Genomic DNA, 13263 nt, shown 5'->3' on the forward strand with positions numbered 1-13263 from the left:
TCGTTGGGTCTCGTCGCTTGAGCACATCTCGCATGAGCAGCCGTCTCGGATCACGCCGGAATACTTGTCGGGCTTGCTCCCTGAAAATCTCGTCGAGCAGGGTCCGCGCCTCTGCCGACTCAGGTGGCAACTCAAGCCAGCGATCAACGGCCCAATCCAACCAGGCTTGGCTCACGTGCTCTCCCTGGTGACCATGTTGTGGGTTTGTGGTCATGCTGCGGCCCTCAGTGCATTGATGACGTCGCGCGCGACGGGCGGAACCACGGCATTGCCGAGCATGTGCATGGCGTCCTTGTGGCGCGACGGGAGTTGGTAGGTGTCGGGGAAGCCCATGGCGGCCCGGGCTTCGCCCGCGCTCAGCATGCGCATGCGCTCGCCGTCGATGACGGCCCAGCGGTCCAGTGTGGTGATGGTGCCTAGCGGGCGGTCCAGGCTGCGCCCGGTCTCTCCGCTGCCGCTGCCGTAGTAGGGCGCGACGAACCTCTCGCCGAACCGAGGCCGGGCGCGCTCGATGCGTTGTAGCGTTGCGCTCGAGCGCCGAGGGTGATGAATGGGCCTCCAGCGGCCGGCGGTGAAGTCGATCACGCTCGACGCCGGCGCGTGCGCGTGCTGTTCGAGCCGCAGATCGATGGGGTGCTTGGAGCGCGTGCCGACGATGAACAGCCGCCGGCGGTGCTGCGCCACGCCATGGTCGGCGGCATCCAGCACCATCGGCGCCAGCGCGTAGCCCAGCGCATGCATGGCTGCGCACCACGCTGGGTAAAGCGCCCACTTGGCGAATTCCTTTACGTTCTCCACCACGAACGCCTCTGGCTGGTGGCACTCGGCCGCCGACACCACAGCCCACGCAGTCGCGCGCTGCGCGTCGTGGTGCGGCCGCTCTTTGCCGCGGGCATTGGTGTGTCCCTGACATGCGGGAGAGGCCAGCAGAAGGTCGTGGCCGGGCACCTGGGTCCAGTCCGCCTGCTCCAGATCCTGACAGGCGTGCATGGTGCCTGGATGGTTGTTTGCGTGCACCTGCACCGCCGCCGGCCAGTGGTTGGCCGCCCACACCACCTGCACACCTGCCATGGCCGCGCCGGTGCTGAACCCGCCAGCGCCGGCGAAGAGGTCGATCGCCTTCATGCGGATCTCCTGAAGATCTTGCCCAGGTCGCCGGCGACGACATGCCCGCGATCGCGCAGGATGTTCGCCAGGCGCGCCTGGTCGGTGTGACTGTGGGTGGCCTGGCGGACAAGGCCGAGGTAGCTGTTTCCGCTGGCGAAGAGATCCTCCGCCGGCATCGTGCGCAGGCGCTCGGCCGCGCTGGCCACCGTCCTCGCGCGCGTCGTGCGATGCCATGGCCTGATCACATGGCCTACGAAGTCAATGCCGCGCGAGACAGGCTGCAGGATGGTCTTGCGCGGGTTGAGGTGAGCGCCCAGGCGTTCAGGTAGCCACGTCTCGATGCGCTGGCGCGCCTCGTTCAACCATTCCGAGCTCTGGTGAAGAAGAATGAAGTCGTCGACGTATCGCACATAGTGCGGTGCGCGCACCTGGTGCTTGGCGAACTGGTCGAGCGCATTGAGATGGACATTTGCAAAGAACTGGCTGCTCAGGTTGCCAATGGGCAGGCCAGTGCGGTCAGGCGCGTTGAAGAGGCTCTTGTGCGCTGGCACACGGGCGAACAGATCCGCGCGGCCGCGCACCTCCACGTCGTCGCGAGGGTCGTGGAAAAGGATCGTCTCGGCGAGACCCATCCACCACGGCTCGACCACGTGCTCGGCGATCTGGTCGCGCAGGACCTGCTTGTGGATCGCGACGAAGAAGTTGGCCAGGTCGCACTTGAGATAGAAGGCGGGGCGGCTCCAGTTCCTGGTGATGGAACGCACGCCGTGCTCCAGCTTCTCTGCTGCGTCGAGAGTGCCGCGGCCTGGAATGCAGGCGCAGCTGGTGGCCACGAAGCGCGCGTGAAAGCGGGGCGAGATGCGGTTGTACAGGAGGTGATGGACGATGCGATCGCGGAACGCGGCGGCCCAGACCTCGCGCGGCTTCGGACGCGTGATCACGAAACAAATGGACCGGCCGGGGCGGTACTGCCCGCTGCACAGTTCGTCGTGCAGGTCGAGCAGGTTGCTCTCCAGCCGGTCCTCAAACGCCAGCGCGCTGGCGGTGTTGCGCTTGTTCGCGCAGCAGTCCTTCCACGCTTGCACCAGGTCGTAGAAGCTGCAGGGGCCTGAATCTGCGGACGGCGACGGCGCGGAGCTCCGCGTCCTTGTTGTTGATGTTCTGGTTGCCGTTGCCGAAGTTCTGGTACCAGGCGTTGTTGGCCGAGTACTGCGTGTGTTCGCGCTTTCCACATCGCCGGGCCGAAGGCTTGCGCCGATCAGCGAGGCGACTGCGCCGGACCGGGCCTGCACGGGGGCAGCGGTCTCCGTTGTGCGCATGTCCGTGGCCTTGTGAGCCAGGGGCGCGACCAGATTCAGAGAGCGCACGGGCATGGAGGCCTTGACCATCATGCTGCAGGCGCCGGTTGCGGGTTGACTGACTTGAGCCAGCCACCACCCTGTTTGCCGATGGAGCCGAGCAGCTGGACCGAATCGGCCCAGAGCTTGTGCGAGATGAGCTCCATGTCGAAGCACACTCGCAGCAGCACCGTGGACGTGCGCTGGCGTGCGAGCAACTGACGGATGTACCCGGCCCGCTCGGCACCCTGCGTGGCGTTGGCCATCGCCATGAGGTCGAGCATCTCGGTGCAATGCACCGTGATCTTCTCGCCCAGGGTGCGCTTGAAGGCGCGCGGCATTCTCAGCTGCACGAGGTACGCGAGCCGCAGCAGTTCGCGCCCCTTCTTGTAGATCGGCAAATCGTGGTGAAGGCTCATGGGGTCAGAAGCACTGAAGGATCAAAGCATCAATCTGCGGACGGCGACGGCGCGGAGCTCCGCGTCCTTGCTGCTGATGCCCTGGGTGCCGTAGCCGAAGTACTGGTACCAGGCGCCGCTGGCCGAGCACTGCGTGCTGGTCCACATCGATCCGTCGCCGAGCTGGTCCTTGAGCGTGGCAAACATGAGCAGCGCTTCTGCACGGCTCGGGAGGTAGCAGCCGAGGGCACTGTTCTGCACCTCCTCCGCGAGCACGATGCCGGCGGCCGCCATCGCTGCGGTATTTGCCTGGCCGTCATAGATGTCGTTGGCACCATCGATCTCGGTGCCGTAGGCGCCCCACTTCACTTCGGGGAACATGTCTTTCGCGCCCGGCGGCACGAACAAGTGCCAGCGCCTCCCATCAGGCGCACAGCAGATCCCTGCGTACAGGCCTTGGCCGGGCCACACCTCGCCCGGCTTCGTGGAAACCAACGGTTCGCCCAGCGGGGTAGGGTTGTCGGGTATCGGTGAGTGCGCTGCCTTGAACGCGGTCGTGGTCGGAAGGCTGGCCAGAAAGTCCCGGGCAGCGGTATCGCTGCCAAACTGCACGGTGACGTGCTCGGCGTGCTCAATGATGAGGCTCATGGTTTGAGGTCCCGAGAGAAAGGAATTGAAGGATTCAAGCGGTGAGCTGAATCGCGCGGACGGCGACGGCGCGGAGCTCCGCGTCCTTGAAGTCGACGTACTGGTTGCCGTGGCCGAAGCTCTGGTACCAGGCGATGCTGGCCGAGCCCTGCGTGCTGGTCCAGTAGCAATCACCTTGGTTCATTGCCTCCTTAACGTTGGCCGCCAGCAGGTGGATCTCGGCCTGGCTCGGCAGGTGCCAGTCTGTGTTTCCTTCGATGTCGAGCGCCTGGATGCGCTTCGCGATGCCGTTACCGGCCTCTGCCATGGCAGCGGTGTTGGCCTTGCCATCGTGATAGCTATCGCAGCCCTCGATCCTTTTGCCGTACTCGCCCCAAGTGACGTCTTCGAGCTCGTGCGTGCCGATTGCGGCGATCAGGTGGTAGTCGGGCTGGCCGTCGCGGCCGCGGATGATGCCGACGTAGACGCCGCCCTGGCCTGCCCAGTGCTCACCGATGCGCGGCGGCACCAGAGCGGCCATGGTGGCGACGACGGCTGCAGCCGTGGCCTGCGGGGTGTTGGAATCGTTGATGGTTTCCATGAAGGTCTCCGGTTGAAATGGATGGGTGGTGGTCAGCAGGCTGCGGCCTGCTCGGTAACGCTGATGCGGCGGCCGCCAACGCGGGTGACTTCCGCCGCGGCGTGCTGCCAGGCGGCGCGGTACTCACCGGCGCTCAGGCTCTCGGTCTGAAATTTGTGGAGACGAACAAGGTCCTGGATGGCGGTGATCTCGTGGCCGTACAGGATCGGCGGCACCCATGCGCCTGTTTTCATGGCCCGTTGTCGGATCACTGCGAGAACCTTGTCCGCTTCATCCAGTTGAGCCTTGAGGTGGCGCACGACGCCGAGGTGTTCGACGCTCAGCGCGATCGCGGAAACGCTGGCCAGGTGCATCCACTGGATCTCGGTGGCCAAACCCTTGCGCATGGATTCGAGTGCATCCTGTGGCGGAAGCAAGAGCTGTCGCAGTTCGGCGGCCGTGAACTTGGTTGCAGCGGCCAGGGCCACCTGCATGTTGTTCTCCGCGACCTGACGCACACGACGGCGAGAGGCCTTTCGCGTCATAGCTGCACTCCTCGAACGTCGAAGAACTTCAACGCGCCATTGCATGGATGAAACGGCAGCGGCCTGGAGTCCTTGAGCAAGAAGCCATATGGGCCGGTGAACCAGCCTGAGGGCAATTCCTGCACGCAGCCCACAATGTTGGTAATGCCCACGATGCCGCCGCGTGGCAACTCCTCGAAGGTAGGAACCTCGTGCACCAGACCACGCGCCACGAGGTCCTCGCTGACCTCTTCGTAGTAGCGGCGCGCCATGGTCTTGCCGGCATGGATGAGGATTGGGCCGGTGAACCGCGTTGGCCAGTCGCGGTTTTCCACAGGCTTGTGGCCATTGACGATTGCCCACGCCCAAGGTTGACGAACAGAAAGTGTGATCATCTGGTCCTCACGCAACGGTTGCAGGGTCTGCCCGCTTCAGCCAGCCTGATCGCGAGTCGCCAAGCCTCTCGTCGAGCTGTTCTTCCGTCTCCGGCCACACGTGCATGTCGTGCACCAGGCGCACGTACACCCCGTGCCAGAAATGGCGGACGCTGTGATCCGGGTGTTTGTATCCAACGATCTCCACGGCATGCATGAAATGCAACTGGAAGTGGTGAGGGATTGCGTCGAGATCGCGAAGGTATTGATTCACGTGCACCTGCATGCGATCGGCCCACGGGTCGAGGTCATCAGCGCCGTCCAGGGACGGGCCCGTGAACGAGCCGCCGTTCGCCTCGATCGGATCGGCCAGCACACGGCCATCGAGCGCCGACAGAAGCACACAGCGGCGATACCAGCGCAGCAGCATCTTTGTGGCGCCGTACTTGGGCAGCCCGTCGGGACCGCGAATGGCTGTCAGCAGAACCGTCTGCTGCATCATTGGGAGTTGGGTTACCCAGGCTTGGAGAACGCTGTTCATGCTGCCTCCTCGCTGGCATCGCCGGCGTCGGGCTGTCGCTCTTCGTTTGCATCGCTGTCCTGCTGTCGCTCAAGGTCCTCCGCCACCTTGTCGCGCACCGCCAGCACGTCAACGCCATAGCTGGCAATCACCGCCTGGTCTTGCTCCGCGTCGCCGTAACCCCATCCCGTGATCACCTGCTCGACTGCCGCCATGGCGATGATTTCCCCCAATTGGTCGGCTGGGAGCGCGTTGATCTTTTCGCTGGTGATGCGCATCACGTCGATCGGGTCCTTGTCCTCCAGGTCCGCCGTCCACCCCAGGTACTCTTCCGTGCGCGGAGCGGCAATCTCTTCGCCGTTCAGGAACATCACGCGGGCAATGTGCTTCAGCTCTTCCAGCGTGCGTTCCCGACCGCGGATCACATCGAAGATGCGGTACAGCACCGCGTGCCGCACGCGTGGGTCACGGAACGCCTGCACCTCCGGCGGAGACGTATCCACCGGCGCGGCCTTCTGCTTTCCGGTCGGTTGCGTCGGCTCCTCGGCGGGCGTGAGCTTGTTGGCGAGATCCAGCGTGATGACCTTCTCAGCCGCGCCGGTGTGCGGGTCGATGAAAACCCGCGCCTTCGGAGCCTTCTTGCCCAGGCTGCGCAGCGCATCGTCGAAGGTGACCTCGCGCGCTTTTCCGTCGTCCCCAGTCTCGGTGTAGGCGGTGTCGGTGAGCCGCACCAGGCCGGTCAGGTGGCGCGAATGCGCTGAGGGCTTGGCTGCGGCTGCATCGGCCCCGTCGATGACCTTGTAGCCGTCAGCCTGGGCCTTCTCGCGGACGCGCTGCAGGTTGGCCTGGCGCTTGTTGTCGAAGCATCCTTCATCCGCGCAGGCCTCGGGGGCGTTGGGCGCATCGCCGAACAGATCGGTGCTGCCTCCAGTGCGCTTGGGACAAACGCTGCAGGCGCCCACGCCCAGCAACAGCGTGCTGTCTTCGGTGTCGAACGGTGCCCCCTTCAGCTCCGTGTTGAAACGCACGTAGATCTCGGGAGCAATCACCCGGTAGGGTGCCGGCTCGCTGCCCCCAGGCGATTTGACCGCCTTGGACTTGATATAGGCCACCACCGCGGCCTGGCGATCTGCTGGGTAGCGGGCCACCAGCAGGCCCGTGCTGCGCCCCAAGTGCCCGTCATACATTGCATCGCGGCTCTCAGGCGTCAGGTCGAGCAGCTTCATCGTCTTGCGCACGTAGCTGGCGCCCTTGCCCTTGCCGATGCGCTCTGCGATCTGCTCGACGGTGTATCCGAGCTTCTCGCGCAGCAGCGCGAAGCCCTCGGCCTCTTCCATGGCGTCGAGGTCTTCGCGCTCGATGTTCTCCACCAGCTGGATCTCCAGCACGGCCTGGTCGGACATCTCACGCACGAAGAACGGCATCGAGGTCAGCCCGGCGAGCTGTGCGGCGCGCCACCGACGCTCGCCAGCAATCACCTCGTATGCCGGACGCGGATCGAGGTGCGCCGTCTCCTCCAAGCGAGAGGACGGCAGTGGCCGTACGAGGATCGGCTGAGCCAGCCCGTGGGTGATGATGTTGTCGGCCAGGGTGCGCAAGCTGTCCACGTCCAGGCCACGCCGACGGCGGGGGTTGGACGTGCTGTTGATCGCCTGCAGGGGCGGTTCAATCACAAGGCGCGTTTCCGAGCTCGTGAGAGCTGCGGCCGGCGGGGTCTCGGCCGCTGTATCGCCGCCACTCTCCGGCAGCAGCTCCAGATCTGTCAGGTCGAAGTGCTTGGTCTTCTTCCCGACCGTCACCATCCAGCCGCTGAAAGGCGAAGGCCGGGTGATCTCTCCGTACATGCCTGCGAGGAAGTGAAGGTTGTCGGTACCGGTGTCCTTTGCTTCGGGACTGATCCGAACCTTGCGGCCAATCAGGCTCTTTTCAACGACGGCTTCGTATGCCGCGCCCGTGTTCATCTCTTCGTCAGCCATGGCTGCGCTCTCCTGTAGTGGTGGGGTTGATGCGAGTGACTCGGCCGTCCGGCCAGAAAAGGCGGTCGCCGATGCGGCTGGGCAGCGCGAATGCGTCCATCGACCCAGGGCGGTTGCTCGGCTGTGTGGTCTCGGTGCCGTGATAGGACGCGGCCTGGCGCATCAGTTCGGTGCGACGGACTTGCTCTTGGCGCAGGTGAGGTGCTCCGCGCAGTCCCAGCAGCTTCTTCTGCCCGCGGGGCGTGATGCTGTACGTGGCGGCCGAGGCGCTCTTGTCGATCGTGATGTTTCCGAGAACGCGCAGGTTGCTCAGCGTGCTGTAGGGCACGGGCCCCAGCTCTGTGACGATCTGGGCTCGCGTGCTGGCGCCGCGGGTGTACAGGTGCTGGAGCACCTGCATGGTGATGGGAGCGGTGGCCGGCATTGCTCAGTGCATCCCGGCCTTTGCCAGCGTCGGAATGCGGCGGCGGTTGAGGGGCATGGCCGCAGCCGCAGCGAGGAACTCGGGCAGCGTCTTGAAGGTCAGCTTGAGGTGAAAGTAGATGACGCCGGCACGATCGTTCTCGCGCGCGTTGATGTAGTCCGCCTCCAGCGACGGGCACAGGTCGCGCAGATCCACGGCGGTGACATTGCCCTCATGCTCGATCACGCGCACGAGGGGGTCGTTGTTGATCTGCCGCAGCCAGAGGAGCGAACCACAGGCAAAGTACAGCTCCAGCTTCGGCAGCTTGAGCACGGGGTAACGCACCTCAGGGCGTTCGGTTTCAGGATTGGGCGAAAGCATGGGCTTCCTTCCTTTTGAAGGTGGTTGGACAGGGGTGGGGAAATCAGTCGTCGTCCCTATCGCCAGCGGCAGCGCGCTTGCGGTCGATCACGACGGGTGAGGTGGCAGACCCCGGCGAACGTCGTTCGCGTGCCAGGGCAGGCGTGGTGAGAGCGGTGGCAGGCCAGGCCTCACGTCCCTTGGCCTTGGCGTCGGAGCGCAGCAGCTGCCTCGCGTACATATGCACCATGCGCGAACGCAGCGCATCGGCCATGCAGGCCTCGTAGGACTGAGGCCACGATGGCGGCCGCAGCAGACACCAGGCACGCCGCAGCAGCGCATCGTCGAGCTCAAGCTGAATTGCGGACGTCGTGCTGTTCATGGCCGTGCCTCGGTTGGTGATTCGGAGTCAGAGGGCGTTGGCCTGCGCCGTGCGCGTGGCGGGACGGCACACCATGTCGCCCTGATGCGTCCACAGGACCCGGGCGCCTGGCCCGCGCTCGTATTCACAGATGCGCCGGGCGAGGGCATCACGCTGCGCCGCGATGCTTGCCGCGGTCACTGCGTCGGTCGCGCTGGCAGCCGTGTCCTGCGCTTCGGCTTGTGCGTCTAGGCACTCGCCCAGGGCCAGCAGGGCGAGTGACGCCAGCGCTGCGCAGATCCAGTTGCGAGCGGTCTTCATTCCGCACGCTGTGCCGAAGCACTGAAGGAATGAAGGAGCAACCTGCGGACGGCGACGGCGCGGAGCTCCGCGTCCTTGTTGTAGATGCTCTGGGTGCCGTGGCCGAAGCCCTGGTACCAGGCGTTGAGGGCCGAGTACTGCGTGCTGGTCCACACCCAGCCCTCGCCCACCTTTTCCTGCAGGGTGGCGTGGAGCTGGAGAGCCTCGATGCGGCTGGGGATGTACCAGTCCGGGTTGTGGGCGACCACGGCCTTGCCGGCAGCGCTCGCAGCCTTGACCATCGCAGCGGTGTTGGCAAGCCCGTCGTGGAGGCTGGCGGCGCCCTTGATCTCTTTGCCGAGCTTCCCCCATTTCAGGCGGCCGAAGGTGTCGAAGCCATCGGGAAGCAACAGCGCGTAGACGTTGCCGTCGGGGTAGGCGACAGGGCCTGCGTAGTGGGCGGATTGCTCGGGCCAGTACTGGCCGGGAATAGGGGTCTGGATGGGGGTCTTCATGGGGTTCTTCACGAGGTGTTGATGGGGTACTCAGATGGCGCAGCCGGGGGCCTTCGGCTTGGCCTTGACGATCCGGCGGACCGCAGGTTTTTGCGGTTCAGGCGCCACGCAAGCGACAGGGGCCGTAACGGGCGCAGTGACCGGGGTGGGCGTGATGACGGGCGGCGTCGCGATGGAGGGGGCCAGCACCAGGCGCGGGCGTTTGAGTCCCTCGCACTCGGCGAGTGAGTGGTTGCGCGTGCCTGGAGCGATCGGCAACTCTGGGTGACCCGGGAAGATCGTCTCGTAGATGCGCTGGGTGATAAGCGCCTCGGACTCGAAGTGACAGTGGTCGTACGCGGCTTTGGCCATGAGAACGCCCACGCACACCGGGTCGGACTTCTGGTCGGTCTTCGAACCGCTCACAACACCCAGCAGCAACGAACCCGCGCGCGACGACGTGACGATGCAGCCCGCGGCCTGCGGCACCTGTGTCCAAACGGGCGGTGGCAGCACGAACATGCTGGTGCGGCTGTTGTCATTGATGGCTGCGCCACCTCCGTAGGACTCGGCATCGGCATCGGCTGCGGCCTTCGCCTTGGCATCTGCAGCAGCTTTGGCCTTGGCGGCCGCGTCTGCGTCGGCCTGGGCTTTCTGCTGTTGCTTCAGCGTGGCGTCGATGTCCACAGGGGTGCTCGCCGGCGGCGTGGGCGTCGGATACGTGGCCAGTGCGGCGGTGCAGGTTGCGATGAGGGCGATGGTGAAAAGAGTGCGTTTCATGGTGGTCAGACCTGAGGGGTTTGGGGGGTGGGTGAAGCGGCGCCGGCACGGTCTTCGGACGTGACGGGGTCACCGAGCCAGGCGTCACCAACTTCCTTGGCTTCCTGCACGGTGGAATGAACGGACTGGAGAGGGCTGTGGGCGCAGCCGGGGTACCAGCAGGTCAGTTCGGCGAATGACCCGTAGTCGGTGACGGTGGCGCGCCATTCGCGGCCCTTGCCGTCCTTGTGGCTCACACCTTCGAGGGGGATGGACCAGGCGCTCATGACCCAGTCCCGGTGGCTTTGGCGATGGCGGCCTGGCCTGCGCGAATCGCGCTCAGGCTGGTGGTGCCCGTTTCTGCGCAGGACAGCAGGCCTTCGCACGCCAGGCGCAACTCAGCGATCAGCTCATCTCGGTCATCGAAGGGCTGGAACTCGTGAGCCGGTGCGTACTGACGGTGGATGTTGATCGGCCGCTCGCCGTCGCCATCAATGACGATCGGCTCGTCCAGGATGATCTCGACCATCAAACCCTGCTCGCGGTCGACGGACAGCGAGTGCACCACCCCGGTGACGCGCTTGCCCTTGTAGTCGCGGTGGCGGACGTGCTGCCCGATGCGAAGGTCGATAGAGATGCCCGCGTTCATGCCGGCACCCGGCACATCGCCAGATCGTCGTAGCGCGAGTGGCCGGCCGCGCGGCTGACCTGGCGGCGCAGGTGGTCGGAGTCGATTTCGACGAGCGCCAGCTCTGCCGGCTCGGTGTCGGCGAAATCGGTGATGCCGAACTCGCGGTGCAGCGCTTCAGCGCTTTCGCGTTCGCTCAGTTCGACGACAGTGACCGCTTGGCACTTGGCCGCCTGCAGGGCGTCCTGATGCGAGATCCGGTGGTGTTCCATGCCTTCCTCCAGTTGGCGTCGGATGACGCGCTGGAGAAAGTCTAGCCCAAAGCTAGCCTAAAACAAGCCAACGGCTAGAGTTTGGGCTAGGTTTCCGATGAGCGGTGCTTGCCTGCAGACGAAAAAAAGCCCGCATCAGCGGGCGTCTTGGGATCGGAGGGCTATTTAATCCCCAGTCATGATGAGGTTGGAAGTCTCAACGCCCTCGAGCTGCACTCGGTGCATGAGATTTCCCCCTTGATTGCGGCCGCCCACTTGCCAATTGACGGTCGTCGTAATGTAAAACACCCCCTCCGCGACGCGGTCGAACATGAAGTTACCTTGCGCATCGCATTTGGTCGTTTTGGTAGCCTGCTGATACGCGGTGGACTCCGGGATAAAGATCGGGTTGTTTTGCCCGCGGTTGAGCCCGCTAACTCCGTCTCCTGCATACAGTGCAGCCATTCGTTGCTTAGCGTATTCAGTGCCTGGCACCAAATAGACTGTTGATCCCGCGCAGGTGACCACGCCACCGCCACGCTGCCTCAAGAAAGCATTGCCTTTAATCGTGTTCACTCCTGTTTGAAGGAGCCGGGCAGCATGAGCTGCGTCGAACGGCGCGCTGATGGCTACACTGGGACGCTGTTGCTGTGGAACCGCGCATGCAGCCAATGTTGCCGCCAAAGCGATGATAGAAACTGAGCGCACGATTACCTCCTGCATGAAAGCCCGCAAATCTCGGGAGTCAATTTGTCTGTCGATTGTCGGGGAAGGCTGGTGCACCAATATGTGAGATTTTTGGTGCACACGCCTGTTATTACTCTAATTGCAGGGATTTCATCAACTGTGCTTGGGCGAACGATTGCATAAAGTCGTGGGGCGCTGCTCAGGTGCCCGTTTTGTACGACAGGCTTTCGTGCGGATCGTCTCCCCCCAACAGGCGCTGAAGCTTCGAGTACATCAACTCCGATTGGTCAGGGGCAATCGCAAGGTCGTGCAAGATTGCTGCTGCTGCCTTCCTGTCGGTACTGTCAAGGACAGCAATGGCGGCGGCAAGCTTCGTTACAGCGCCATGTAGCGTTTCACGGTCGAAACTCTGTCCTTGGATTCCGTCGGCTACGGAGGGAATCCCAGAATCAACGGCAACTGAACGCTTCAAGGCGAATGTAAAGGCATCTGCAGCGCTCTGCGTGAGGTCGTCAAAGTCGTTGTCGCCTTGGTAGGCCCGCACGAGATCTCTAACAGTGAACCAACTGGGGGCCCTTGGCCGGGACTTTGGCTGCCCGTTGTACATCTGGTACACGATGTCGTACTTCAAGCCCAACTGATGAGCCACAGCATGGTAGCCATCTGAGCGCTTCCTTGTTGCGCCACGTGCAGCTTCACGGTCCACAAAGGCCATGAACAGCTTTTTGGGATCCTGCTCGACGCTCATTTCACGATTCAAGCAGAAGCCGTCACGAGTGCTCTAGCCCGGGGCTTGAGTATTGCTAGCCATGGGCTAGAATATTTCTCATGGCCCTTCCTTCCTACCCAGCCGAAAAGCGGCGCGAGATCGCGAGTCGACTCGGCATCGAAGAGCAGTACCTGTACCAGATCACTCGTGGTCTCAAAACAGCTGGTGCGGCACTGGCGAAGCAGCTCAATACGGTCGACCCAGCGGCGCAACTCTGGGATCTGCGCCCCGACGACTGGCATTTGATCTGGCCGGAGCTGATCGAAGTAGATGGGGCGCCCAAACTTAAGACGGAGCAGGAGGTCGCCCATGGCTAAGCCACTCAAGCCCATCGCCTGGCGCCGGCGGGCGAGCGTCTCGAAGCTTGAGGAATGGCGAGCGCGACGGCTGTTCGTAGGTGGCCAGCGCTCGCCGTGGTTCGGCGGGGCGGTGCTGTCCGTAGACGTCGGCCTCAGCGGTCCGACGCCGGCCCAAGCAGCCCGAGCTCGATTTCGAGCGACGCATCGCCCCCGGGGTTGAACATGAAGGTCCGATCCGTCACCGAGAACATCAACCTGTCGTCGGTTGAATCGAGCCACATGGTGTCTCCGATCGCCGGCAGTGTTGGCATATCTCGCCAAGCCATTTTGAAGTTTGAGAAGCCCAGCGACTTCAAGTATTCGCGCGCCTCGTCTGTGAAGGCGAGATTCACATTGGATTTCATGGGCCTGTCCTTCTGGTTGGGTGGTTGGGGTCGGAGCCGCCACTGTATCCGCCTGGATGGGCCCGCCCTTTTGCGGTTGCCGGTCTTTCGTCCCTTCTTCCGGCA

22 protein-coding genes are annotated in these 13263 nt (G+C 64.0%); 1 reads left to right on the forward strand and 21 read right to left on the reverse strand.

What is annotated here, in order from left to right; genetic code table 11:
• Positions 1-210: 210 nt before the first annotated feature.
• The 20 genes from ABSY19_RS20235 to ABSY19_RS20330 all read right to left on the reverse strand — a co-directional run bounded on the left by ABSY19_RS20235 (position 211) and on the right by ABSY19_RS20330 (position 12434).
• Complete coding sequence (locus ABSY19_RS20235) at positions 211-1125, reverse strand: DNA cytosine methyltransferase (protein WP_382155323.1); 915 nt, start codon at positions 1123-1125, stop codon at positions 211-213.
• Complete coding sequence (locus ABSY19_RS20240; RefSeq protein WP_382155326.1) at positions 1122-2192, reverse strand: RNA-directed DNA polymerase; 1071 nt, start codon at positions 2190-2192, stop codon at positions 1122-1124. The genes ABSY19_RS20235 and ABSY19_RS20240 overlap by 4 nt, the downstream gene beginning before the upstream one ends.
• 302 nt (positions 2193-2494) lie before the next feature.
• The gene (locus ABSY19_RS20245; RefSeq protein WP_382155329.1) at positions 2495-2863 is read right to left on the reverse strand and encodes a four helix bundle protein; all 369 of its coding nucleotides are present in this window, start codon (positions 2861-2863) and stop codon (positions 2495-2497) included.
• A 21-nt stretch (positions 2864-2884) separates the two neighbouring features.
• Positions 2885-3490: a hypothetical protein gene (locus tag ABSY19_RS20250; protein WP_382155332.1), complete on the reverse strand. Its 606-nt coding sequence runs from the start codon at positions 3488-3490 to the stop codon at positions 2885-2887.
• Positions 3491-3524: 34 nt separating this feature from the next.
• A complete protein-coding gene (locus ABSY19_RS20255; RefSeq protein ID WP_382155335.1) occupies positions 3525-4070 on the reverse strand; it encodes a DUF1566 domain-containing protein in 546 nt (181 codons plus the stop codon).
• A gap of 32 nt (positions 4071-4102) precedes the next feature.
• Complete coding sequence (locus tag ABSY19_RS20260) at positions 4103-4543, reverse strand: hypothetical protein (RefSeq protein WP_382155338.1); 441 nt, start codon at positions 4541-4543, stop codon at positions 4103-4105.
• 47 nt (positions 4544-4590) lie between these two features.
• Positions 4591-4968 carry an ASCH domain-containing protein gene (locus ABSY19_RS20265; RefSeq protein WP_382155340.1) on the reverse strand — a complete coding sequence of 126 codons (378 nt, stop codon included), beginning with the start codon at positions 4966-4968 and terminating at the stop codon, positions 4591-4593.
• Positions 4969-4975: 7 nt separating this feature from the next.
• Positions 4976-5488, reverse strand: coding sequence for a hypothetical protein (locus tag ABSY19_RS20270; protein ID WP_382155343.1), 513 nt, complete (start codon positions 5486-5488; stop codon positions 4976-4978).
• Positions 5485-7443, reverse strand: a complete 1959-nt coding sequence (locus tag ABSY19_RS20275; RefSeq protein WP_382155345.1) for a ParB/RepB/Spo0J family partition protein — start codon at positions 7441-7443, stop codon at positions 5485-5487. The genes ABSY19_RS20270 and ABSY19_RS20275 overlap by 4 nt, the downstream gene beginning before the upstream one ends.
• Positions 7436-7867 (reverse strand): hypothetical protein, encoded by a 432-nt coding sequence (locus ABSY19_RS20280; RefSeq protein WP_382155348.1) that lies wholly within the window; start codon positions 7865-7867, stop codon positions 7436-7438. Before ABSY19_RS20280 ends, ABSY19_RS20275 begins: the two co-directional genes overlap by 8 nt.
• A gap of 3 nt (positions 7868-7870) precedes the next feature.
• On the reverse strand, positions 7871-8227 hold the full coding sequence (locus tag ABSY19_RS20285) for a hypothetical protein (protein ID WP_382155351.1): 357 nt from the start codon (positions 8225-8227) through the stop codon (positions 7871-7873).
• Positions 8228-8270: 43 nt separating this feature from the next.
• Positions 8271-8588 carry a hypothetical protein gene (locus ABSY19_RS20290; RefSeq protein ID WP_382155354.1) on the reverse strand — a complete coding sequence of 106 codons (318 nt, stop codon included), beginning with the start codon at positions 8586-8588 and terminating at the stop codon, positions 8271-8273.
• 27 nt (positions 8589-8615) lie between these two features.
• Positions 8616-8888 (reverse strand): hypothetical protein, encoded by a 273-nt coding sequence (locus tag ABSY19_RS20295; RefSeq protein ID WP_382155357.1) that lies wholly within the window; start codon positions 8886-8888, stop codon positions 8616-8618.
• A complete protein-coding gene (locus ABSY19_RS20300) occupies positions 8885-9382 on the reverse strand; it encodes a hypothetical protein (protein ID WP_382155360.1) in 498 nt (165 codons plus the stop codon). Before ABSY19_RS20300 ends, ABSY19_RS20295 begins: the two co-directional genes overlap by 4 nt.
• Positions 9383-9412: 30 nt before the next feature.
• The gene (locus tag ABSY19_RS20305) at positions 9413-10141 is read right to left on the reverse strand and encodes a hypothetical protein (RefSeq protein ID WP_382155362.1); all 729 of its coding nucleotides are present in this window, start codon (positions 10139-10141) and stop codon (positions 9413-9415) included.
• Between the two features lie 5 nt (positions 10142-10146).
• Positions 10147-10407, reverse strand: a complete 261-nt coding sequence (locus ABSY19_RS20310; protein ID WP_382155365.1) for a hypothetical protein — start codon at positions 10405-10407, stop codon at positions 10147-10149.
• Positions 10404-10769, reverse strand: coding sequence for a hypothetical protein (locus ABSY19_RS20315; protein WP_382155368.1), 366 nt, complete (start codon positions 10767-10769; stop codon positions 10404-10406). The genes ABSY19_RS20310 and ABSY19_RS20315 overlap by 4 nt, the downstream gene beginning before the upstream one ends.
• Entirely contained in the window at positions 10766-11020 is a 255-nt protein-coding gene (locus ABSY19_RS20320) for a hypothetical protein (protein WP_382155371.1), read from the reverse strand. Before ABSY19_RS20320 ends, ABSY19_RS20315 begins: the two co-directional genes overlap by 4 nt.
• A gap of 165 nt (positions 11021-11185) precedes the next feature.
• The gene (locus tag ABSY19_RS20325) at positions 11186-11722 is read right to left on the reverse strand and encodes a hypothetical protein (RefSeq protein ID WP_382155373.1); all 537 of its coding nucleotides are present in this window, start codon (positions 11720-11722) and stop codon (positions 11186-11188) included.
• Between the two features lie 163 nt (positions 11723-11885).
• The gene (locus ABSY19_RS20330) at positions 11886-12434 is read right to left on the reverse strand and encodes a hypothetical protein (protein WP_382155376.1); all 549 of its coding nucleotides are present in this window, start codon (positions 12432-12434) and stop codon (positions 11886-11888) included.
• An 80-nt stretch (positions 12435-12514) separates the two neighbouring features.
• On the opposite strand from ABSY19_RS20330, the gene ABSY19_RS20335 reads away from it, so the two are divergent.
• Positions 12515-12772: a hypothetical protein gene (locus tag ABSY19_RS20335; RefSeq protein ID WP_382155379.1), complete on the forward strand. Its 258-nt coding sequence runs from the start codon at positions 12515-12517 to the stop codon at positions 12770-12772.
• Between the two features lie 134 nt (positions 12773-12906).
• Here the strand turns inward: ABSY19_RS20335 and ABSY19_RS20340 are convergent, their stop codons facing one another.
• Positions 12907-13158, reverse strand: a complete 252-nt coding sequence (locus tag ABSY19_RS20340; RefSeq protein ID WP_382155382.1) for a hypothetical protein — start codon at positions 13156-13158, stop codon at positions 12907-12909.
• Positions 13159-13263 lie beyond the last annotated feature (105 nt).

The sequence above is a fragment of the Hydrogenophaga sp. ANAO-22 genome, assembly GCF_042466645.1.
In the GTDB taxonomy this organism is placed as follows: Bacteria; Pseudomonadota; Gammaproteobacteria; order Burkholderiales; family Burkholderiaceae_C; genus Hydrogenophaga.